The sequence below is a fragment of the Pseudomonas sp. MSSRFD41 genome (genome assembly GCF_014230245.1).
In the GTDB taxonomy this organism is placed as follows: domain Bacteria; phylum Pseudomonadota; class Gammaproteobacteria; order Pseudomonadales; family Pseudomonadaceae; genus Aquipseudomonas; species Aquipseudomonas piscis.
The window spans coordinates 221,923-242,257 of sequence record NZ_JACKZK010000009.1 but is presented as its reverse complement, the minus strand read 5'-3'; the positions used below and the strand labels follow the sequence as shown (position 1 = coordinate 242,257).

General features: G+C 52.2%; 19 protein-coding genes and 3 pseudogenes. 11 read left to right on the top strand and 11 right to left on the bottom strand.

What is annotated here, in order from left to right:
- Positions 1-258: 258 nt before the first annotated feature.
- From H7A76_RS16465 to H7A76_RS16450, 4 genes are all read left to right on the top strand, one after another.
- Positions 259-648 (top strand): (deoxy)nucleoside triphosphate pyrophosphohydrolase, encoded by a 390-nt coding sequence (locus H7A76_RS16465; RefSeq protein ID WP_185699462.1) that lies wholly within the window; start codon positions 259-261, stop codon positions 646-648.
- Positions 608-1,465 (top strand): HNH endonuclease signature motif containing protein, encoded by an 858-nt coding sequence (locus H7A76_RS16460; RefSeq protein ID WP_260497995.1) that lies wholly within the window; start codon positions 608-610, stop codon positions 1,463-1,465. The genes H7A76_RS16465 and H7A76_RS16460 overlap by 41 nt, the downstream gene beginning before the upstream one ends.
- Before the next feature lie 14 nt (positions 1,466-1,479).
- Positions 1,480-1,668: a hypothetical protein gene (locus tag H7A76_RS16455; protein ID WP_185699461.1), complete on the top strand. Its 189-nt coding sequence runs from the start codon at positions 1,480-1,482 to the stop codon at positions 1,666-1,668.
- 210 nt (positions 1,669-1,878) lie between these two features.
- Complete coding sequence (locus tag H7A76_RS16450; RefSeq protein ID WP_185699460.1) at positions 1,879-3,165, top strand: HEPN/Toprim-associated domain-containing protein; 1,287 nt, start codon at positions 1,879-1,881, stop codon at positions 3,163-3,165.
- Positions 3,166-3,324: 159 nt separating this feature from the next.
- Here H7A76_RS16450 and H7A76_RS16445 read toward each other — a convergent pair whose 3' ends face one another.
- Together H7A76_RS16445 and H7A76_RS16440 are read right to left on the bottom strand one after the other, a co-directional pair.
- Positions 3,325-5,016 carry a trypsin-like peptidase domain-containing protein gene (locus H7A76_RS16445; protein ID WP_185699459.1) on the bottom strand — a complete coding sequence of 564 codons (1,692 nt, stop codon included), beginning with the start codon at positions 5,014-5,016 and terminating at the stop codon, positions 3,325-3,327.
- Positions 5,017-5,362: 346 nt separating this feature from the next.
- Positions 5,363-6,157, bottom strand: a complete 795-nt coding sequence (locus H7A76_RS16440; protein ID WP_260497994.1) for a tyrosine-type recombinase/integrase — start codon at positions 6,155-6,157, stop codon at positions 5,363-5,365.
- Here H7A76_RS16440 and H7A76_RS16435 point away from each other — a divergent pair.
- Both H7A76_RS16435 and H7A76_RS16430 read left to right on the top strand, forming a co-directional pair.
- Positions 6,141-6,521 (top strand): annotated as a pseudogene (locus H7A76_RS16435) (glycoside hydrolase family 19 protein); the annotation flags it as partial. The gene H7A76_RS16440 and the pseudogene H7A76_RS16435 sit on opposite strands and share 17 nt — an antisense overlap.
- Positions 6,518-6,997 carry a lysis system i-spanin subunit Rz gene (locus H7A76_RS16430; protein ID WP_185699458.1) on the top strand — a complete coding sequence of 160 codons (480 nt, stop codon included), beginning with the start codon at positions 6,518-6,520 and terminating at the stop codon, positions 6,995-6,997. The pseudogene H7A76_RS16435 and the gene H7A76_RS16430, both read left to right, overlap by 4 nt.
- Before the next feature lie 75 nt (positions 6,998-7,072).
- Here the strand turns inward: H7A76_RS16430 and H7A76_RS16425 are convergent, their stop codons facing one another.
- The 4 genes from H7A76_RS16425 to H7A76_RS16415 all read right to left on the bottom strand — a co-directional run bounded on the left by H7A76_RS16425 (position 7,073) and on the right by H7A76_RS16415 (position 9,615).
- On the bottom strand, positions 7,073-7,333 hold the full coding sequence (locus H7A76_RS16425) for a hypothetical protein (protein ID WP_260497993.1): 261 nt from the start codon (positions 7,331-7,333) through the stop codon (positions 7,073-7,075).
- A 56-nt stretch (positions 7,334-7,389) separates the two neighbouring features.
- Entirely contained in the window at positions 7,390-7,656 is a 267-nt protein-coding gene (locus H7A76_RS32620) for a DUF6555 family protein (protein WP_312026258.1), read from the bottom strand.
- A 331-nt stretch (positions 7,657-7,987) separates the two neighbouring features.
- Complete coding sequence (locus H7A76_RS16420; RefSeq protein ID WP_185699457.1) at positions 7,988-8,458, bottom strand: hemerythrin domain-containing protein; 471 nt, start codon at positions 8,456-8,458, stop codon at positions 7,988-7,990.
- A 269-nt stretch (positions 8,459-8,727) separates the two neighbouring features.
- Entirely contained in the window at positions 8,728-9,615 is an 888-nt protein-coding gene (locus H7A76_RS16415) for a manganese catalase family protein (RefSeq protein WP_185699456.1), read from the bottom strand.
- A 154-nt stretch (positions 9,616-9,769) separates the two neighbouring features.
- On the opposite strand from H7A76_RS16415, the pseudogene H7A76_RS16410 reads away from it, so the two are divergent.
- Positions 9,770-9,953: pseudogene (locus H7A76_RS16410) on the top strand (DUF4113 domain-containing protein); the annotation flags it as partial.
- A 261-nt stretch (positions 9,954-10,214) separates the two neighbouring features.
- On the opposite strand, the gene H7A76_RS16405 reads toward H7A76_RS16410, so the two are convergent.
- From H7A76_RS16405 to H7A76_RS16395, 3 genes are all read right to left on the bottom strand, one after another.
- A complete protein-coding gene (locus H7A76_RS16405) occupies positions 10,215-11,222 on the bottom strand; it encodes a DUF4238 domain-containing protein (RefSeq protein ID WP_185699455.1) in 1,008 nt (335 codons plus the stop codon).
- A 792-nt stretch (positions 11,223-12,014) separates the two neighbouring features.
- The gene (locus tag H7A76_RS16400) at positions 12,015-13,295 is read right to left on the bottom strand and encodes an MFS transporter (RefSeq protein ID WP_260497992.1); all 1,281 of its coding nucleotides are present in this window, start codon (positions 13,293-13,295) and stop codon (positions 12,015-12,017) included.
- A gap of 44 nt (positions 13,296-13,339) precedes the next feature.
- A complete protein-coding gene (locus H7A76_RS16395) occupies positions 13,340-14,323 on the bottom strand; it encodes a transporter (protein ID WP_312026257.1) in 984 nt (327 codons plus the stop codon).
- Between the two features lie 359 nt (positions 14,324-14,682).
- On the opposite strand from H7A76_RS16395, the pseudogene H7A76_RS32365 reads away from it, so the two are divergent.
- Positions 14,683-15,086: pseudogene (locus H7A76_RS32365) on the top strand (IS3 family transposase); the annotation flags it as partial.
- Positions 15,087-15,169: 83 nt separating this feature from the next.
- Here the strand turns inward: H7A76_RS32365 and H7A76_RS16380 are convergent.
- The gene (locus tag H7A76_RS16380; RefSeq protein WP_185699453.1) at positions 15,170-16,180 is read right to left on the bottom strand and encodes an aldo/keto reductase; all 1,011 of its coding nucleotides are present in this window, start codon (positions 16,178-16,180) and stop codon (positions 15,170-15,172) included.
- A 92-nt stretch (positions 16,181-16,272) separates the two neighbouring features.
- Between H7A76_RS16380 and H7A76_RS16375 the strand changes: the two genes are divergently transcribed.
- Positions 16,273-17,172 carry a LysR family transcriptional regulator gene (locus H7A76_RS16375; RefSeq protein WP_185699452.1) on the top strand — a complete coding sequence of 300 codons (900 nt, stop codon included), beginning with the start codon at positions 16,273-16,275 and terminating at the stop codon, positions 17,170-17,172.
- A gap of 672 nt (positions 17,173-17,844) precedes the next feature.
- On the opposite strand, the gene H7A76_RS16370 is transcribed toward H7A76_RS16375, so the two are convergent.
- Positions 17,845-18,753, bottom strand: a complete 909-nt coding sequence (locus H7A76_RS16370) for a LysR family transcriptional regulator (protein ID WP_185699451.1) — start codon at positions 18,751-18,753, stop codon at positions 17,845-17,847.
- A gap of 59 nt (positions 18,754-18,812) precedes the next feature.
- Here H7A76_RS16370 and H7A76_RS16365 point away from each other — a divergent pair, with 59 nt between their 5' ends.
- Both H7A76_RS16365 and H7A76_RS16360 read left to right on the top strand, forming a co-directional pair.
- Entirely contained in the window at positions 18,813-19,340 is a 528-nt protein-coding gene (locus tag H7A76_RS16365; RefSeq protein ID WP_260497991.1) for a DUF6196 family protein, read from the top strand.
- 542 nt (positions 19,341-19,882) lie between these two features.
- A complete protein-coding gene (locus H7A76_RS16360; protein WP_260497990.1) occupies positions 19,883-20,332 on the top strand; it encodes a thioesterase family protein in 450 nt (149 codons plus the stop codon).
- The last annotated feature ends 3 nt before the right edge of the window (positions 20,333-20,335 follow it).

Genomic DNA, 20,335 nt, shown 5'->3' with positions numbered 1-20,335 from the left:
CCGCCTACGCCGGTTCGATTCCGACCTCGGCCTCCACCCTTGAAAACCCCGTAGATTAACGTCTACGGGGTTTTTTATTGCCTGAAATTTGGGCAATCACTTCCGCAAATTTTTGGATCGCTTCCGCAACTCGCCTGTTTTTGGCGTCGCACTGAAGAGAATTTCCCTTCCCGGAGTGCGGGCTGGTGATGGTTCTCGGCTAAGATGTTTCCCTTCGTTCCTATGGATCTTTCGGACTTGGCGATAAGGAATCGCGCTATGACAGCACCAGTAGCTGCCGCGGTCGTACATCGCGACGGGAAAATTCTTATCACGCGCAGAGCTCCAGGCCAGAAGCTGGCGGGCATGTGGGAGTTTCCTGGCGGCAAGCTTGAGCATGGCGAAACACCGCAAGACTGCATCACCCGTGAACTACGTGAAGAGTTGGGTGTTGAGTCCGTCGCCGGCGAGATTCTCACTTCTTCGATTTACACCTATCCCGGCGGCACGATCGAACTGATCGCTGTCAGCGTCGTTTTGCAATCCATCCAATTCGTCCTGCAGGTACATGACCTTATCGAGTGGGTGCGACCTCACGAGTTACTGCAACACGACCTTGCTCCTGCTGATGTTCCAATTGCTGAAGAGATCATCCGAACATATGGTTAATTTTGTTCCTCCAGTCCCAGGCTCTAATCTCAATAACGACGATCTGACGCAGTTGTTTCAATGCAGCCCGCAAGGTGGGATGCGCCGCTCAAATCGTACCAACACCCTCGTCATCGTTTCGAACCATGTGGCGTCCATTTATGACGATCGCTGGGTTAATGATGTGCTGCACTACACCGGCATGGGCCAGCAGGGCGATCAGTCGCTGGAATTTAACCAGAACAGAACGCTGAACGAGTCTCGTGCCAACGGCGTATCCGTGCATCTGTTCGAAGTATTCACTGCTAAAACCTATACCTACATCGGTGAGGTGGTGTTGGCTGATGAGCCGTATCAGGAGACGCAGCCTGACGCTGAGGGGCAGGAGCGCTTTGTGTGGGTATTCCCGCTACGCCTCAAGTCAGGTGCTCTGCCGGCCATACCAGATTCCACGCTGCAACAGCTAAACCAGGTGAAGGAGAAGCAAGCGCGTAAATTGAGTGATGCTGAGGTAGAGGCTCTCGCTCGACGCCAGGGGCGGGCCAGTGTTGGAAAGCGCAGTGCCAAAGTTACCCAGCATCAACGTTCAGCCTGGGTCGCGGAGCATGCCAAGCGCAGATCCAAGGGGCGGTGTGACTTGTGCCAAGAAGCTGCACCGTTCAACAAGAAGGACGGAAGCCCCTTTCTAGAGACGCATCACATTGTGTGGCTTGTAAAAGGCGGGGCCGATACGGTGGAGAACACTGCTGCGCTTTGCCCCAACTGCCACCGCAGAATGCACGTGCTGGATGATGATGCAGACAGGCAACTATTGAACGCACGGTTGAGCGCTCTTTAATTCGGGAGTCGTGTATGGAAGAAGAAATTATTTTTGAGCACGAAGGTACGACGTATACCAGCCACTACATTGTTCATGGAGACGACTTGGTCGTTTATCTTCCTGATGGCAGCCAGCGGACAACTACTCTCCGTGGACTTGATCCTCAAATGGCAGCACTGACCCACTTGCGTGGTTTTGTACTGCGTTTGAATAAGGCTTGAGTGGGGGCTTTGTGATGGCGCTTGTTGCTATGTAGTGTCTTGGTTCTCTGGTTAGAGCAGCATTCAGATTGCATTGGATCACGGCTGTTTTCGACCAGCAGTGGACGTTGGCAAGCGACCGCTACCGGCCAGTAGCAGACATTGAGCTTCTATAATATCAAGGACGATTCACAAGGCTAGTGGTGCTCTCAAGCTATAAGGAGGATTGACGTGGGGACGGAAATAACACTTGATGTCGGTGGTCTATGCGTCGACTGGAATAAAAATTCTCGTGGAGCAGATCATGGGATGTTATTCCAAAGTCATCATAGAAAAAGAGTCAAAACAAGCCAGCTTGACTATGATTACCCGGAGCTAGATGCCGAAGTGATCGCTTCAATGGAAAGGGCCCTATGCGCTACTCTGATCGAAGTTTGCCCGCGACTGGAGTTGCTGGGATTCACTCTCGAAGCGGTAAAAAATGAGTACGAGTCATCTGTAGTCGCGTGGCTTGACATGCAAAGTCGAATACGAGAGCCAGACGACCTATTCGAAACTAATATTCTATCTTTCACCGAGTTTTGCGATTTTATCAAAAGCTATCCGTTAGTCCAATTGGATAATAGTTATAACGAATCTGGGTGCTTTAAAATCACTCAGGGTAAATTCCAAAATGATCCGAGAATTTTAAGACTTCCCGTGCATGCGCACGACATAGGCGTGGCCTATTCAGAGTCAAGCTATTTCGGCGCTCTCATAGGTTTCCTCCACCCTTATTCTACACTTCGAGTTCTGGCTAAGTGCGAGCAAAACTTTAATGTTGATGTCATTTGGAATTATGGACCTGTCGTCGAGAATGGTTATGCAAGTGAAGATGACTTTGTCCCTGGTGCTCGGCGTGAACAGGCATTCCTGATTGCTACAGAAGGTAGCTCGGATGTTCATATTATCAAGCATGCCTTCGCGTTGCTGAAACCAGAAATCCAAGATTTTTTTCGTTTCATTGATGTAAGCGAAAGCCATCCCTTCCCGGGGACAGGAAATTTGGTGAAATTTGCCGATGGCCTTATAAAGATCGACATTCAAAATAACGTAATATTCGTCTTCGACAATGATGCTGAAGGTTATGAGGCTTACCAGCGCATAGCCAAAATGTCACTTCTGCCGAATATGCGAGTTATGTTGCTTCCAGAACTGGCGGCTTTTAGTTCGTTCCTGACGAGTGGTCCTAGCGGCGAATCTCTAGCCGACATCAATAGGCGCGCAGCTGCAATTGAATGCTATCTTGACCTAGAGTATGGTGAATATCCGGCAGCCAAGGTTATATGGACAACTTACAAGAAGGAGATGGAAGTTTATCATGGTGCCCTTGAGCACAAAGAAAGCTACACACGGTCTTTTTTAAAACAAACTTATGACTCAGTGAGGAATAACAAATATGATACCTCCAAGCTTGTCGCCGTCTTGGATGCATTGATAGAAGAGTGCTTTTCTATTAAGAGTTCCGAGGGCGAGTGAATCGGGCCCGCTCCCTAGACACTTTTGAGCGTCTCCTACGAGGCGTTTCCGGTCAGTCCTGTCAGGCAGCAAGCGATCCAACGCTGCCGGGGGGGGAAGGGAAGCAATATGCCAAATGCAGCCATCGATTAGGCAGGTTGAACAGTGAGCCAAGTGAGACTAAATTACTCCACTTTTTATCAGATATTTTTTTAGCTCTGAAACTCTAATGAAGGAGTTTTTACCTTCCGGGCTACCAGCCGCACCTTGAGCCGCAATCCCAACTACGTGGTAACTCGAATTAATTACGGGGCCACCACTATTACCAGAGTACAAAGTCTTATCAACTTCACTATGCATCACGCCACTTAATGGGTATTTGTTGGTAAGTCTGCACTTCAAAACTCCGACATCACTACTGCCTTCTTTGAAGTTAGGGAAGCCTAGCACCGCTACGCGATCACCTATGCTGGGCTCTTTGACTTCTTCCAGCGAGAACGCTTCTAGATCAGCTGGAGGATCTAAGATTTTCAGCACCGCAAGATCAAGGCCTTTATCACGAATGACAACTTTTGCCTCATGAATTCTTTCATCCCCCACTCTCCTGATCAAACACTCAGAAACTTCAACTCGCACGCCATCTTCAAACAGCTCAGCAAGCACGTGCTCACAAGTCACCAATAAACGACCTTCAATGAGGAACGCACTCCCTTGGCTATTGATAAGCCTGCCGTTTATCTTCTCGTTAATCTCAATAACCCAACACTTGTCCTTTATAAATTTTCCGACCTTAAAGTTGTCTGAGTCTTCGCGAGTGGTTATTGGGGTATTAGGTACCTTAGAATTGATCGGTAAAATATTGTATCTATGAGCAAGTCTTCTGTAGACCTCTGACTCCTCACCAACTACTTGCTTGATGTAGAGCAAGCGTCCTTGTAGGTGAGCCTCAATAGTTGCAGTGGAATTTGGGTTCTTTTCTTTGAAAGCTGAGTTCGCAACCTCTAAGCCAAACTTCTCTATCGAATGTATTAAGGCAGCCGTTTTTCTAATATACGGCCTGGGTACATTTGGCTTTTTATTGGTCACGAGCCCAGTTACGAGTTGCCGTTCGCGCGCGCCCTGCAACCTAACTTTATTATTGTTTATCTTGAAGTCGCGAGCTTCAATTGCAGCTGCGAGTTCAAGTCCGACCTTGCTATTGTAATGATTTGGCCTTCCTTCCAACTCACGCCAATCTACTAGCTCTTTAGGAATATACTCTATAGGGCTATAAAATGAAAAAGTAATATCATCAGCATAGCGTGTATAAACTGCACGATGACGCTTTGCCAACGAGTACAAATCTCTATCTAAGCTGGCACATAACATGTTTGATATAACTGGAGAACTTGGAGCTCCCTGGGGCAATATGCCATCCACTGTGGTTAAGTGCGCAATTACTGATGCGGTCTCCGGGGAAAGCGAATAAGGCTTCGCCATTAACATTCCACGAACACGCCCAAAAGTTATCGTGCCGAAAAAATTTTCCAAATCGATGTTAAATACGTACTTTTTCCTGCAGTGAGGTCGGGCATTGGTGACAATAGATTGCCCAACTAGAAACGCTTTGACTGGAGCCCTTGGTTTATAGAGTTTTGAAAGCAACCCCGCTATCCGCCCTTGGATAGTTTTAAGCTTGTCGGTTGGAGCTAATATCTTGCGCTTTCCGCCGCTTTTCTTCGGGATTTCAAACGCAAGATAATGCCGACGCATTTCTCCGCGATAGTAAAAATATTTGATTTTCGCATAGTCCGTCCCAAGAAGTGTTGCTAGTTCTTCAGGAGCGGTGTATGAATTGAGGGCCACGAAGTTCAGGAAAAAGCCTCCATTCATATTTCACCTTATTCCTTTAAAGATTATTCCCTTAGAGTCTCAAAGGGATGTTGCTTGTAGCATTTTTGAGCCGGGTCGCATTTGAACAACCCTATTTAATACCCGAATGGAGGCGCCAAAAAGCCTACTTCACCTTCTCAGAGACTGCAAGCTATTCGCCAGCACAATGAAGCTTTTGACTTCGCAGTCAAAATCAGCGAGTCGCAAATGACTCGTAGGCAGCGATGTAGGCAACTGTTCGTAGATTGCCTCCCTTCAGCACCGGCAGCTATGGGTCGAAAGGGGCAGCTTGCGAACTTCCGCTTATGGCCGTTAGCTGTCAGTTACAATATTTGGAAATAGAGGATCACTTGGTAGGTTTAACAATCTCACCAACTCGCCGATACACCCTCTTCGTCATCTCCTCAGTTGAGTGCCCCAGCAACCGGCTTGCATGCGTCAGCTCGATCTCACTAGCCGCTTTCGGCCGAATGTCCTTGAACTGAAACTGCCGAATGCTGACCGCCAGTGCTGGGTCACCATCGGCTGCAGCCTTGATGGCAGCCTTCTCCCGCGCATCGTCCCAGCGGTTGCGCAGCATCTGCTGGCTCATTCGTAGCCCTGAGGCGTTGGTGATTAGCGTCGATGTCCTGATGCTGTTGATTCTCCTGCGTTCCTGCAGGTCTTCGATAAATGCACTCAATCCTGATTGGACACCTTCCTCCTCCAGGCGCAGGCGTAGGCGCTTTTCGGTTTTGCCTTGGCCTATCAGCAAGAACCCATTGTTCAGGTCGGTGGCGGCGATTTTGAGCACGTCTGCGGGGCGTTGTCCGGTTAGGTAGGCCAGATCCATCGCGTCCTTCAGTTCCTGCACCGCTTCGGCGTATACCGCATTCCATACGGTCTCGCCGGCGTAGTAGTCCCTAGGCTTTTCCTTGTTGCGGCGAACGCCGAAGCACGGGTTGGCTTTGTCGGTCAGGCCCCACTCTCGCGCAATGGTGAACGTGTGAGAGAGCAGGGCGATTTCTCGATTGGCCCGGACCTTGGCGGTTCTGGCATCGCGGTATTGGGCGATCACCTGGGGGGTGATCGATTCGATAGGTGCGTTTTCAAAGGCTCTCCTGAGCTGCTTGAGTTCCTTGCGGTTGCGCGAGCTGGGCAACGATCAGTACCTGAGCCAGTACGACGCCGGCACCCTGGCCGCTCGGCTGGGTAATACCCCGCAGGCGGATGGCGACGGTCAAAGGTACCGAGGGTGGGGCCTGATCCAGGTCACCGGCCGGGCCAACTATGAAGCGTGCAGCGAAGCGCTGTTCGGCGATTCGCGGCTGCTCAATACCCCGGAGCTGCTGGAAAACCCGGTCTATGCAGCGCTGTCGGCGGGCTGGTTCTGGCAGAAGGCCGTCCTGAATACCCTGGCCGACAAGGGCGACTTTCTCACCATCACCAAGCGTATCAACGGCGGCACCAACGGCCTGGCGAATCGCCAGGCGCTGTATGAGCGCGCATTGAAGGTGCTGGCGTGAAGGCCCCGGGCTGGTTGTTGCCAGCCCTGGCCCTGGTGCTGCGGCTCGCCCTGGGCGGTTGGAGCGCATGGACGTGGCAGGCCAACGCCTACGGCAAGGCCCTGGCCGAGGCATATAGCACGGACCGGGAGCAGGCCGCTGCGGCGGTGATCAACTGGCAGGGCGAGCAGCAAGATGCGCGCCGTGCGCTCGAGGATCGCCTGCAAGCGAATGACGAAACCCACTACAAGGAATTGCGCGATGCTCAATCGAACCAGGCTCGCTTGCGTGATCGGCTTGCTACTGCTGATTTGCGGCTGTCAGTCCTACTCAACACCGCCCGCACCTGCGGCGTGGTTCATGGAACGGCGCGAGCCGAACTTGACCCAGCGGCTGCTCAACGAATTGTCGCCATCACTGGTGACGGCGATCAGGGATTGATCGCCTTGGCCGCGTGCCAGGCTTATGTGAAGGAGATACTTGCGAGCTCAAAATGAGCGGCGAAATAGCTGTCACAAATCATTGTCAGTTATACCGCCCCGTTATCAAAAATGGGGCGGTACTGAATGTCTCTATTTTGGGTGTAGTGATTTATTCATTTCGATGTTTGCATTTCTCCACGCTTGCATTGCTTCCTCATATTTTGCGCTGGCTCTATCTTTTGCGACTTGGAATTCTTTCAAAGTGGCCTCGCTAGTGACTCCCTCGCTAAGTATTTGGTACGCGGCATCGTCCAGCTCCGCTGCCTCGCGGAACAACTTATTGCTGAGCGCAGTAGCGCCTTTCCACAGCATTCTAAGTTCGGGTTTGGCAACTGTTTTACTCCTTTTCATACTTGCCTCCAACTAGTAGTTAGCCCTGTGTACACCCACATTAAAACGATAATTCCTTATTCTGGCGGAGGAGGTATGTACGGCTTGGGCTCAAAGGGGGTGTTTCCGGAGGGGCGCCATTTCACGTTCTCGACGCCATAGCGCTCCGCCAGTGGTTTGCTGATTCGCTTAATCTGCTCTCGTCCGAATCTAGGGATTCGTCCTATTCCCGCATCACAGCATGCCCAATGCCAAGCCTCTGCGTTATCCATTCTTCTGGCTCGGATAATGAAAGACCGTTGTTCGCTATTGAGCGTGTAATCAATTATGAAAAGCTTGTCCATGTTAGCCTCCTTCCGAATATTGGGTGGGAGGAAGCGATAGGGGGTTCAATATATTATTTGTACAGTTGAATTTTTCTTGTATAGCTTTTCCGTCCGTCGGTCTTGAGTTGGAAAAAGAGAACGGACTTCTCGTTTGCGGGCTCATACATTTGAGCCCGCCCAAGGCAAGGAGGGCTTGAGGTAACTCCTGACTTGGCCCGTAGCTTTTACGGGTCTTTTTTATACCTAAATAGTCATCATTGGCTTCCTGAGGATATTTGATTGGTGCTTTCTATCGAGATTTTTGATGCAATAAAAAGCCCGCTTGGTGCGGGCTGTTCAGTGTTTAAATTTATGTCGTTTTGGATGTGCTTACCATCTTTTTGAGTGAAGACCTCATCGTATTTATTTTTTCTCCAAGTTCGTTAAGCCTTTTTTTGATCAATTTTTCAAGTTGAGGAAACATTTCTTTTTCTTCTTCTTCAATGTGATGTTCTAGTAGCTCCTTAACTACCTTGAGTCTGCCTGCAAACTCAGGCTCGGTCGGATCAGTTTTCTTTAGGTCTGGTAGCACCAGTGAGTCGACTGTACGGTGCTCTTCTTTGGCCTCGCAGTACATCTCCTCCTGTTCCTTACCGCCGGCGGCTTTGAACGCAGGGTACAGAATCTGCTCTTCAAGTTGCGTGTGGATGGTTACCTCCGCTTCGAGCTGTTCGAGAAGCTCTGTCCGCTTCTTGACGGCACGATCTGTTGACTCACTCAGATGCGTAAGGATGGTTTTTACCTTTTCATGGTCAGCTTTCAAAAGTTCAATAGCGTTCATGTTAAACTCTCCAATTTTTATAATTAAATGCTCTGAGCGTGCGCAAGTTTATTTGTGCCAATCTTTATGCTTGTTAGTGTTCTAAGCAGGTAGCTTGTCAAGTAGTTGCGTTAGTATCATGAAAGCGCCTGTCAGGAAGATAAGATAGCCCGCTACTATTCGTAACTTATGAAGAGGGCGGCATAAGAATAGGAGGGGCAATGTTTCCGTGTAATAACGCATCTCTTATCACCTAACGAGGAGAGCGGTTCTTTCCCTCTCATCATCAATCAAATATCGTTTTTGTTAAGCGCTTGGCCGGTGCCCAGTTCCGCTCCCGTAAGCGGCTCGATATCAGGGTCAGACTGGGTGCGTATTTTCATTGCCTCAAGTACAGCTTCGTCTGCTTCGGAAAGCGTGACGCTGGGGTTTCCGTCGCCACCGCCTACCGCTGGCTGGGGCTTTTCCACATACTCGAACTCTTCATCGCTATTCCACGAACCACGAATGGTGGGCTCACCATCAGACATATTGAAATAAACTCGTGAAAACTCTGGCATGCCAGGCAATTTTCCTTGAGGGAAATTGGGTTGAATGGCATGCAAAGCTTTTTCAAATGATCTTTGGTGGGAAATCTCCCTGGTCATCAAAAAGCCAAGTGCTTCCTTCACCCCGGGATCATCCGTTACATTAATTAGACGTTCGTAAATGATTTTGGCTCGAGCCTCGGCTGCGATATTGGAACGTAGATCGCAAGTCGGTTCGGTGATCGAGTCAACATAGGCCGCGGTCCAGGGAACTCCTGCCGAGTTCACCAGTGGGGCGCCAGCTCCATATAGGAGGCTGGTAATGTGGGAATCGTTACCCGCGCCATTTATAGCCCTGTAAAGCTCACCCTCCTCTTGCACCGCTTCCGCCAATTGGCCTTTGGCGCCTCGGTTGAGCATAACTATGACTGAGCCGACGATTTCAAGATGACTCAGCTCCTCTGTGGCGATATCCATCAATAAATCTTTGCGTCCTGGATCTTCTTCTGCCAGCGCTTGGGTGAAATAACGAGCTGCTGCGGCCAGTTCACCATTGGCTCCCCCGAACTGTTCGAGCAGCAGGTTGGCCAGTCCAGGGTTGGGTTGCGCTACGCGTACGGTGTACTGGAGTCGCTTGTTATGTAAGAACATATCAGTTTCCTCATGCTTGGTTGGGCTAAACATCTCTTGCTTGTTTTGGCTCGTGCATAAGTTGTGAGGAAGCTAGGAAGCCGGAGTTTGATTTTTAAGTTCCTACCGGGACGGACGGTCAGGTCGAAAAAGTTCATAAGTTTTTAAATTTTTGGCGCAACCATCGGAAACCGATAAGGTGATGAAAGGTCTTGGACCAAATCAACAATCGTTGGGGGAGGGGTGCACTCCGGACTGCCAGTGCCGCTACCAACCCCGATTGGGGTATGCGGCGGGAGATGATGAGCCAGAGCTATACCACGAGGCTTGATCAGCTTTGGAAGGTGTCCTGCAACTGAAGATGTCGTGGGGCAAAAATGGAGCAATCCGTACGCCAATCAATGCCATTTAATGCCAAGCAGCCCCATGTCAAGCTGCATCGAAAAAGCCCTACAGCCCTTGTTCTTCGGGACTGTAGGGGTTTTGCGTTAATACCCGAGCACAATCGGCGTGTGATCGTCTCCTTTGGGCCCATAGCTGCCTCTCGGGAAGGGCAGCTAGCTGCCAAAAGCCACCGGTCGTGTCAGGCAGCTTTCGACCCAAAGCGGGCGTCCGGTGCTCTAAGTAAATCCGGCCCCTTTTCGATGCTTTTGAACCTTCTGGGCGCGTCGTCCAATGAAACTTTGGAAAGGACGGATCGCAGTCTCACTGTTACCAACAATATGCACCATAGCTTGGGATGCCAGTTTGGAGTTGAGCTCCACTACTGTGGTTTCATCAATCGCATTTCTGCCGGGCATGAATCGCCCAGAGTTGCAGATGATGTAGGCGGTTCTGGGCGATATTGGGTAGTAGAGATCGGCATGCTCAGGAGCAATGAAAGCTGTCTCTGAAACGCATGGGTGAACATTGACGATGGGGTGGTCGGAGGTGATGAAAGGTACCGAGGTTTCGTTTATCAGCAACGCATGCTTATCCTCATGGCGGCTTACATACAGGCTATTCCCAAAATTCATTCCGAACATGTAACTCATGAACCACCACGCATGGGCAACAGCATCAGCCACGCAGATTTCCTTAGCGTTACTACGAACAAGGCTTTGAATTACACCATCTCGAAAAGGCTTTGTGCGACAGAACTGATGGCCAAAAAATGCCATGAGTTCGAGCATGTGCCGATTGTGCTGTAGGACCTCAAGCTGTTCACCAGCCAAGGCCTCTAATACGGGCTGTACAGCCTGCTCATGGGATGCGTGGAGATTTTCCAATAGGTTGCATTTCAGCGCATGGAGATGCTGTTCGGCCTCTTGGCTGCGAACGCCTGACTGCCGGTAGATGGCTTCAGCCTGCTGCAGCTTCAGAAAATCGCCTAGGTAGGACATGTGCTGTTGTTGGAGTGGTTCGGGGCTCAAGCGGGAGAACCCTTTAATCACATCCACCTGCTCTTTAGTGAGCGTTGTGATTTTGTAGAGATAGTCTTCCGCGGCGATCGCACGCACGCTGTCATGGGCAATTTTCCCGGTCTTCGTGGTGTAGAAGACGCTCTTAGTCCCGCTGCCCCAGCGAGACAAGTATTTTGCCCAGACGTAATGATGCCGCTTTTTGGCTTCAAGGTATTTAGGTGCCATAGGAGCTCGCCTGGAATTTGTTGTGCTGGGAGTCAATGACCGTTTCTGGTCGATACAGGCCATTACGTACAGTAGGAAGGGGGGCGAATCCCTATCCTCTCTGAAGTTTCTTTGATTGGACAGACTCTGATCGGGGTTTGATCGGAATACCGGTCTTTGCTGCTTGTCTGCTTAATTTTTGCTACAGCAATGGCATTAATATTTATAAATTAATGAAATATATGAATTTTTATTCTTGGTATGCCCGATCCATCATCGGATCGACTGAGCTGGTGAGGGGGTAGAGCTAGAGGCTTATCGAGCGGAGGCTGTCGTTGTGTTGTGAACCTCTTGGGGGGGGGCGCAAATCAGTTCCGCAATCAAATTCACGACCCGCGTAGACCGTGGATTACAGCCTTTCTAGGAGATGGCCCTTGCGGAACGGATTTATAACTAAGTAACTGAAAATAATAGAATTTTATCTGGATTGCAAACCCGCCTACGCCGGTTCGATTCCGACCTCGGCCTCCACCCTTGAAAACCCCGTAGATTAACGTCTACGGGGTTTTTTATTGCCTGCAGGAAAGCGCAGGCGTAGCAAAACTTTACTGTTTGTTAGGGTGGGCGATGGCTCCGACGCGCACATAAATCTTCTTTGTGGTTTCTGTTTTCGAGTGCCCAAGAAGCCTGCTTGCGTCATCCCAATCGAGAACTTCAGATGCTGCCTTCGGGCGGATATCGCGGAGCTGAACTCCGGCAATTTTCTGAGCTAACCCTTGAGCGCCTTGTTCGATAGCCTCGCTTTCTAACCCTTCAACCTCGCGTCAAACCTACAACTCCGTTCTTTTCCTCCTGGAACTCTTTGCGCATACACAGCAGGATAAGGAAAATGACCGTCTGTACACCGGCAAACGCGCTAAATGCAGCGACGAATGAACCGCTGGCTTCAATGATCGCTCCCATTAAGGCCGGCGCGATTAAGGTTGAGGAAATGCCAACCATCTCAGCATAGCCAATAGCATGACCACTGAGCTGGTCTCCATACTTCTCACTCAGCAAGGCGAAAATAGCGCCACCGCTGAACACCGCCACACCACTCATGGCCGCGACGGTGATCAACCCACCGTAGGGTAAACCCAGCTTAAGGGTCATCAGAAACGAAAGTGCCGAGAGCAGAGACAACAAGGCGCCGATCTTGAGAATCAGCACGCGGCGTCGGAACAGGTCGCTGCAGTAGCCGCCTAACAGCAACATGATGATTTGCGACACGCCCATCAGGGTGCCTATGGTGGCCGCTGATGCAGTTGTCATGCCTTGGGTCTCGATAAAGGCTGGAACCACCCAGGTAGCGGTTGCGGAGATAGCAAACATGTCTCCAAAGATCGCGAGCGACGCAATGTAGAACCAGCGTGACGTGAAAATAAGGCTAACTTTTGCGGCCGCTTGATTGGCGGGGGGCTCGTCGTCCCAGGCAAAGTCGGGTAACCCCACACAGCGGCGCTCGCTCTTGACCAGTACCCAGCCCAAAAATGCGACAAACAGAGTGCCAATCGCCAGAACGACGAAAAAACCGCGCCAGCCAACGGCTTCGGCAAGAGGAATCCCGATCGCAAAATCTACTGTGATCGCCAGGCTAAAAGCTGCCAGCAACGCGCTCAATGCTCTACCGCGCTGAGCTGGAGGGAACCATGTAACAACCAATTTTGCTGCTGCGATCCACACCGCGGCATCGAAAAAACCCACCATCAAACGTGCGGCTACCATCGCTTCATACGACGTGACTTGCGACTGCAATAACATGAACACGCCAACACCCAGCAGGCCACAACAGTACAGTGCACGTGTCGAAATTCGACTTCCCCATGCGGCCCAAAAAACCATACCCAATGCGTAGGTGATGGAGAAGGAGCCTTGTACGATACCGATTTGCAGTGGCGACAAATGCAACGTTTCTGTGACAAAGGGAATGACTGCTGCGAACCCATACCAGTCACCCGCCAGAAATAACTGGGCAATGACCCCCATCAGAAGGCTAATGGTTTTCCATTGTTTTAGCGTGGTGCGCTGAATGATGTTGAGCGACGACATTTTCATGCCAGATACTCCATTAACAGACACAGGAATTGATTGGGACAGGTTCATAGTTTGTGTACCCATCGCATGACAAAGCGGTTGCCTTCAGGGCGGTTGCGAGCTTCGGATTCGAAGTAAAGGTTGGCAATCACTACGTCTTGGCGAGAGAACGCAAACATAGCGCCGGGGCCGATGGCGAAAACTTTTTCGCGTCGTCCAGATACTGAATCACCGTCGATTTTTGTATCGGTGAACTGGTTGAGCCAGTACCCGTTCACACCTGCCGAAAATTTCGGGGTGAATGCGTAAAGAGTGTTGAAATTCAGATGCACCGCTTGCCCGGCCTGTACATCATCGACCCCATCGCCATAGGTCTCTGGTGAGGGAGCATCGTTTTTAGCGTTCCACAGGTAGTGCAGGCGCCACGAAATTGTGGTTTTGGAACTAGCCCAAAACGTCGCAGCCCAATATGGATTAAATGACCAGAAGTTTGCCCCTGGGTTGATCGCAGTATGTTTCTTGTAGTCGCCCACGGGAGCGATTACATCTGCCTCCAGGCGATGGACAAAGCGAGGGCCCTCGTCGCCCATGATTGGTTTGAACTGCAAGTAAAAGCCAATGTTGAGGTCAGCCAGACCTTCTGAACCGTCGAGCACGGTATTGTTCAAGCCATCGTCGACAAGGTTCTTGGTGACCACTGGCAGAACCGCTGAAAACCCCCAATCGGAATCGTGGGGGCCACCACTTCCCTGATAAATCAGCTGCATCAGCACACTGTCTATGTTGGTGCTCGACTTCGGCAAGCCGATTTCATGCCCTTTGTTGTCGGTGATCTTTCTGCCGCGGTAGTTCTGGTAGAACAACGATGCGCTCCAGCCTTTGCCACCGGGTACCTCAGCGCCATCATAGAACGTCGTCGAACCCAGGTTGACCACGGGAAGGTCAACGGCATGAGCTTTGATATGAATGGAGCATCCGACGATGAGGCTAACGATCAGGTGACCACGGTTTTTTACATATTTGTCTCCAAAGTTTTGAAGGTATTTCACCTTATGCGCTCCAGACTGATGTAATTGTGTTCGGACTTTTTCAAATGAAAAACCCGATATTTTTGAGGACAGTAGGAAGTGGTGATGGAAGTCGGCTCGTTGTTCTCTTGACGTCTTGGGCCGACTAAACACGATGGTGCGCTGGGGCCGCGGGATGCTCTATCCGCGTTATGGGCAATAGCTATCCCGTTTTTATTTACGTGATTGTTGAACGAGCACCATAAAAGACAGGACACCGTTTCCCCCTTACGAGAAGGGATAGGCAAACGGTTATGTTTATGACTAACAGCAACGATAAGAGTGGGGAGCTTTTGGGCCAGTAGCGGCGACGCCGCTGGAGCCCAGAGCAAAAGTTGGCCATGGTTCGCGAGAGCCTTGAGCCAGGGCAAAGCGTGTCGCTCGGCGCAACGGCATCAATGCCAACCAGTTGTTCCAGTGGCGCAAGCCGTCAAGCAGATGCGTGAACTGCAACGGATACTGGGCAAGAAGACCATGGAGGCCGAGATCCTCAAGGAAGCGGTGGAGATCGCCCGGTCACGAAAATGGATTGCGCACTCACCCTTGCTGCCGGGGACGACCAGTGAAAGCAGTCATTGAGCGTCTCGGTGTGGCGCGCTCGCCATTGACGGCTCGGCTCCAACAGCCCACTGCGAGGGCGCAGCCGCGTCGTCGCCGGACGCTCGATGCGGCCCTGGTCGAGCAGAACAAGCAGGCTGTCGGCGCATATGGCTATCGCCGGGGCTTGGGCCTGTTGCGTCGACAGCATGAGCCAGGGCCGGCCAGGCGCCTGGCTGAGGCATCAACTTAACGGGGTGCCGGTGTCCGGTTTGATAGGGGCAAGTCCACTCAGGCCACACTGCTAGGTACGTTCGTACCCATGCCTTCAGGTAAATAGTGGCTTATTTCTTCTATTTCAGCCTGGCCAAGACGAACGCTGATGGCGTCGATCAACCCATTCACCTGTTCGGGCCGGCGTGCGCCTACTATCGCGCCGGAGACAGCCGCATCACGCAGCACCCAAGCAATGGCGATGGCCGCCGCAGTGACTCCATGCCTGGCACCAATGTTTGCCATCACTTCTACCAAGGCGAGATTCTTGCTGAGGCGAGGCTCCTGGAAGTCGGCGCTGCGCGATTTTCGCCAGTCGTCGTCGGGCAGTTGTGCAATCCGCTCGCGGGTCATGCTTCCCGTCAGTAGGCCTGATTGTAAAGTCGAGTAGGCAATCACGCCGACCTGCGCCGTTGCGCAGTAAGGCAGAATATGGTCCTCGATATCACGCATCAAAACTGAATACGGCGGTTGAAGGGAGGCGATATCGGTGACTGAGCGGGCTCGCTCAAGCTGGGGAACATCGAAGTTCGACACACCAATTGCCCTTATCTTGCCCTGTGCCTTGGCGTGGGCCAAAGTCGCCAAAGCCTCCTCGATGCCTTCGCAGGTCCCCTCTGCCGGGAACGCTGGCCAGTGAATCTGATAGAGATCGATGACATCGACCTGCAAGCGACGCAGGCTGTCCTCGATCTCTTTCATCAGTGACTGGGGGGCGAGCGAATGAGAAATCTCACGGGTCTCGGGATCCCACACCAGACTGCCTTTGGTGAATACCAATGGGCGACGCGAAGCCGGCACCTGACGCAGCAATTGTCCCGTCAACCGCTCAGCATGGCCGAGCCCATAGACCGCCGCCGTGTCGATCCAGTTGACGCCGCGCTCTACCGCGTACTCCAGTGCCGCCAAGCTATCGCGGTCATCTTGTGCCCCCCAGCTGAACTCCCACCCTTGCCCCGCAATGGCCCAAGTGCCCATGCCAATGGGCGAAATCAACAACTCGGATGTACCCAGTCGATTCTTTTGCATAAACACCTCACGTCGATTGATGCGCAAAGTGTCCCTCAGGGGGTTGCTGACGATAAGATAGCCAATCGTGTTTGAACTACTGAATCCTATTCATGAAAGCCCCATGCGATCTTTCCGAACTCGACGCCTTCGCTGCAGTGGCTCGCCATCACAGCTTTCGCAAAGCAGCCGATGAGCGAGGCGTATCTGCATCGGCACTGAGCCACGCCATGCGTGCCCTGGAGGGCAGGCTGGGGGTCAGGTTGCTCAACCGTACCACGCGCAGCGTGACGCCCACTGAAGCGGGCCATCAACTGCTCGCCACGCTGGTTCCAGCGTTGGCGGAGGTCGCCAAAGGGCTGCATGAGCTGACTTTCAAACAGGAAGTTCCCACCGGTACGCTGCGACTGAACGTATCGCGACCCGCAGCCCGTCTCGTCATTGCGCCATTGCTGGCGCCATTCATTGCCGCCTACCCACGTATCAACGTGGAGCTGGTGACTGACGATGGCTTGAGCGACATCATCGACAAAGGTTTCGATGCCGGCGTGCGCTTCGGCGAGAGCCTTGCCGGGGACATGATCGCCGTCCCGGTGGGCTCACCGCAGGGATTTGTCACCGTGGCTGCTCCCGCTTACCTCAGGAAGCACGGCACACCGGGCACGCCACAGAGGCTGCTTGAGCACGCCTGCATCGGCAGGCGTTTCCCAAGCGGCAAACTGTACAAGTGGGAGTATCTTGCCGAGGGCCAGCCCATGCGCCTGGCCGTGGCAGGACCGTTGATACTGGAAGATGACACCTTGATGATCCAAGCCGCGAAGGACGGTGCCGGGATCGCGTACGTGTATGAGGAGATGGCCAGGGACTACCTGGCTCAAGGGCAACTGGAGGAAATTCTTGAAGACTGGAAAGCCCTGCCAAGCAGGTTTTTTATCTATTACTCCAGCCGGCGTCACGTACCACCAGCGCTACAGGCGCTGATCGAGTTCGTGCGTGAAACGCAGCCCTCATGAAAAACCGAAGGCCGTTCAGGTGTACGCCGTCTGCAAGCCTGGGATGGTGAAGAGGGTGTTCTGATCATCTGCTATCGACAGGCCGCTTCTGGCCGTATGTTGCCAATCATGCGGGTGGCAGCATGCGGTCACCCGCTGCCCGGCAATTGGCCGCGCTAATCAAAACGTACCTGCAAGAACAGGCGTATCGTTTCACGATTACGAAGTAATCGAAGGTACCCAAGGGTTCAGTTCGAATGACGGATTTGGGTCCAGGCTGTGTGAAAACGCTTGCGATTGTCCCACCTTCTGATCGTCGAGATCGTAAGTGCCGAGATGAGCCTTCATGCGCTCGCCTACAACTTCAAGCGAATGATGAGCGTCTTCGCCAGCGCAGGACTGCTTGAAGCGATCAGGGCATGATCCACCGTTTGATCGTCCGTACATGTAGCTGACTAAGGTAATTCATGCGGCCGCCCGTTTATTCCCAAGGCCATTCTCGCGACTTTCAGTTTTCGACCTATTCAGGGCGTTTTCACCCAGCCTGGGCCCACAGTGGACATCCTGTAACGGATGACTGCCAGTCCCATCGGCATCAGGCTGGACGGCCATGACCCAGCGACGATCAGATGATTTCGCCCTCACTACCCAGCACTCCTGCATTCAAGCTGTACGCAACCAGCCCTTGCTCTGTCAGGCCTGCGGCGAACCCAATGCAACAACGACTTCGTCTATGAAGTGCCTGAGCTTTGCGGAGGGACGACGGTCGAAGGAATAGATCAGATTGACGGGATACGTGGGTCCTTCGAATTCCTCGAAGAGCACGACCAGTTCACCCCGTTGCACGTAGGGCATCAGTACATCCTCGACGCAGAGCGTGATGCCGAAATCTGATAATGCGGCGTTCACCTTGGCCTGGGTGTTATTGACTTTCAGTCGACTGACAATGGGGACCGTGAACGTCTGCTTGTTTTTGGTGAATCGCCAGAGTTTATCCGTCATTCGATCGGCGAAGAGATAGCCCAGGCAATCATGATCCACGAGTTGTTCGGGATGGAGCGGGATCCCTTTGCGCGCCAGATAAGCGGGGGATGCGCAAGCGAACATCCTGAAAGGCCTCAAGCCGCGTTGAACCAATGCCGCGCTGTCGGCCAGCTGGGGTTTGCCTAGCCGAAACACGATTTCGAATCCCTCTTCTACGATATTCACGAACCTGTCCGTCAACTCCAACTCGATTTCCGTTTCCGGGTAACGCGTCAGGTATTGGGTCAGGAAAGGGATGAGTCGATGAGAACCATAATTATAAGGCGCGCTGATCCTGATTTTTCCGCGCGGAGTCGAGTTTGCTGACAACGCCAGTTCATCGGCGTCTTCAACGTCACTCAGGATAGCCTTGCAGCGCGAGTAATATTCCCTGCCCACGGCGGTCAAGCTTTGGCGGCGAGTGGTTCGGGTGATCAGTTTGAGCCCTAGCTGAGATTCCAGATTGCCGACCTGCTTGGCAATCAGCTGTGGAGTCACGCCTAATACGGCAGCCGCTGCCGAGAAGGAGTCTGACTCAGCTGCCGCTACGAACGCCGCCATGCTTTTCAACTTATCCATATCTACAACCTTTGGTTGTCAATGTTATTTGATATTGAACATTTATCTTTAAGATCTTCATGCTTAGCATTTCATGGGTCAATAAAAAGAAGCGCTGCACGCTTTACGAAACGGAGAGTATGAAAATGGTGAACATTTCCCATGAAGCGGCACGGGATACGGAGCGCAGACTGTTGCATGTAATTACCGAAGCGCATGTCCGGTTCTTCCCCGGGACTTACGCGTTTCTGGAGTTTCCTTTGTCATCGTTTCCTGGTGCCGTACACCCAGATGCACTGGCGCTTGTACGAGATGACAAGGTATGGAGTCAGCTAGTCCCTTGTGCGGACTTCGAGCAAGAGCTGTTTACTGTCTTCCGGTTCCATTTTCCGGAAGGCGCCGACAACAGCGGGTTCGTTGGCTGGTTGGCAATGCACCTGAAGCAGAAGTTTGGAACCGGCGTTTTTGTGACGTGTGGCCAAAATCGAGATGAGGGCGGGATCTTTGATTATTGGGGCGTCCCGGCGAGCCTAGGTTCAGATGTCTTCGCAGAGATCCAGGCCTTGGTAGAGGGCCGAGTGCACGGTGAGGTGGGCGTTTCCCTGTAGCGAATTCGTCCGCGCGCCCCCAGATATCGGCTTTTGCCCGTTGCCAGGGCAAAACTTGGGTCGCATGGTCATTACGATCACCGAGGGGCGGCATTCATACAAATTTGAGTACGAGCTACCAGATCAAAGCTGACTCTTGCGCGTTGGCTGGCAACGCTGGAGGGGCAGGCGGTTCTACTGGGCGACGATCGCCTTGGCGGCAGGGTTGAGCAGGTACAGATCGTTGATCTGGTTGTCCTGCGGCTTGTCGATGGTGATCTTCCAAATAGTCGCTGCCAAGGCCAAGCACTTCGTGGTGCTCGCTCATGAGGTGCATGGCCTGCTCGGTGCATTCGATGGGGCGGCTTGGTACCGACGATCACTCAGTGAATCCCAAAAGTCGCGTCCATCTTCGCCGTCTTCCATGGATGGCGTGCATCATCGACCCGCCGGGCGGGATCGGACGTTCTTTTATTTCAGGCATGACTTGTCCTGGGCCGCTGCTGCGGCTGGCTTTGAACGGCGAGGGAGGTATTGTCCGACCCTAACACGCAGGAGCTGCGATGTGGTCTTGCGATCCGTGTCACTCAATATTGAGGGTTGATCTTGTGGCGAACGCTGTGATTATTAAGAGAAAGGTGTTGTTCGGCGACTGTGATCCAGAGGGGATAGTCTATACACCTAGGTTTTCGTACTTCGTTATTGAGGCCGTTCATGATGCACTTACAGTGTGGCTTTCCGGTCCCGGATTAAGAACCCTGCTGGGGTTTAATCTACTGCCTCCAGCAAGGGCTTTCTCGCTAGAGTTTCTTCGTCCGGTCACTTGGGATGATGAGCTTTCGATGACAGTAAGTGTTTCCAGTGTTGGGCTCCACTCGTTCACATTTCAAGTCGAGGGTCATGTAGCGCCAGATGTCAGAGCATTTACTTCTAGTCTTACGCAGGTCTGTGTCTCGCCGGTTACCAAAGAAGTTATTGAGGTTCCCGAGCAACTGAGGGCGCTACTGTCTTAAGAA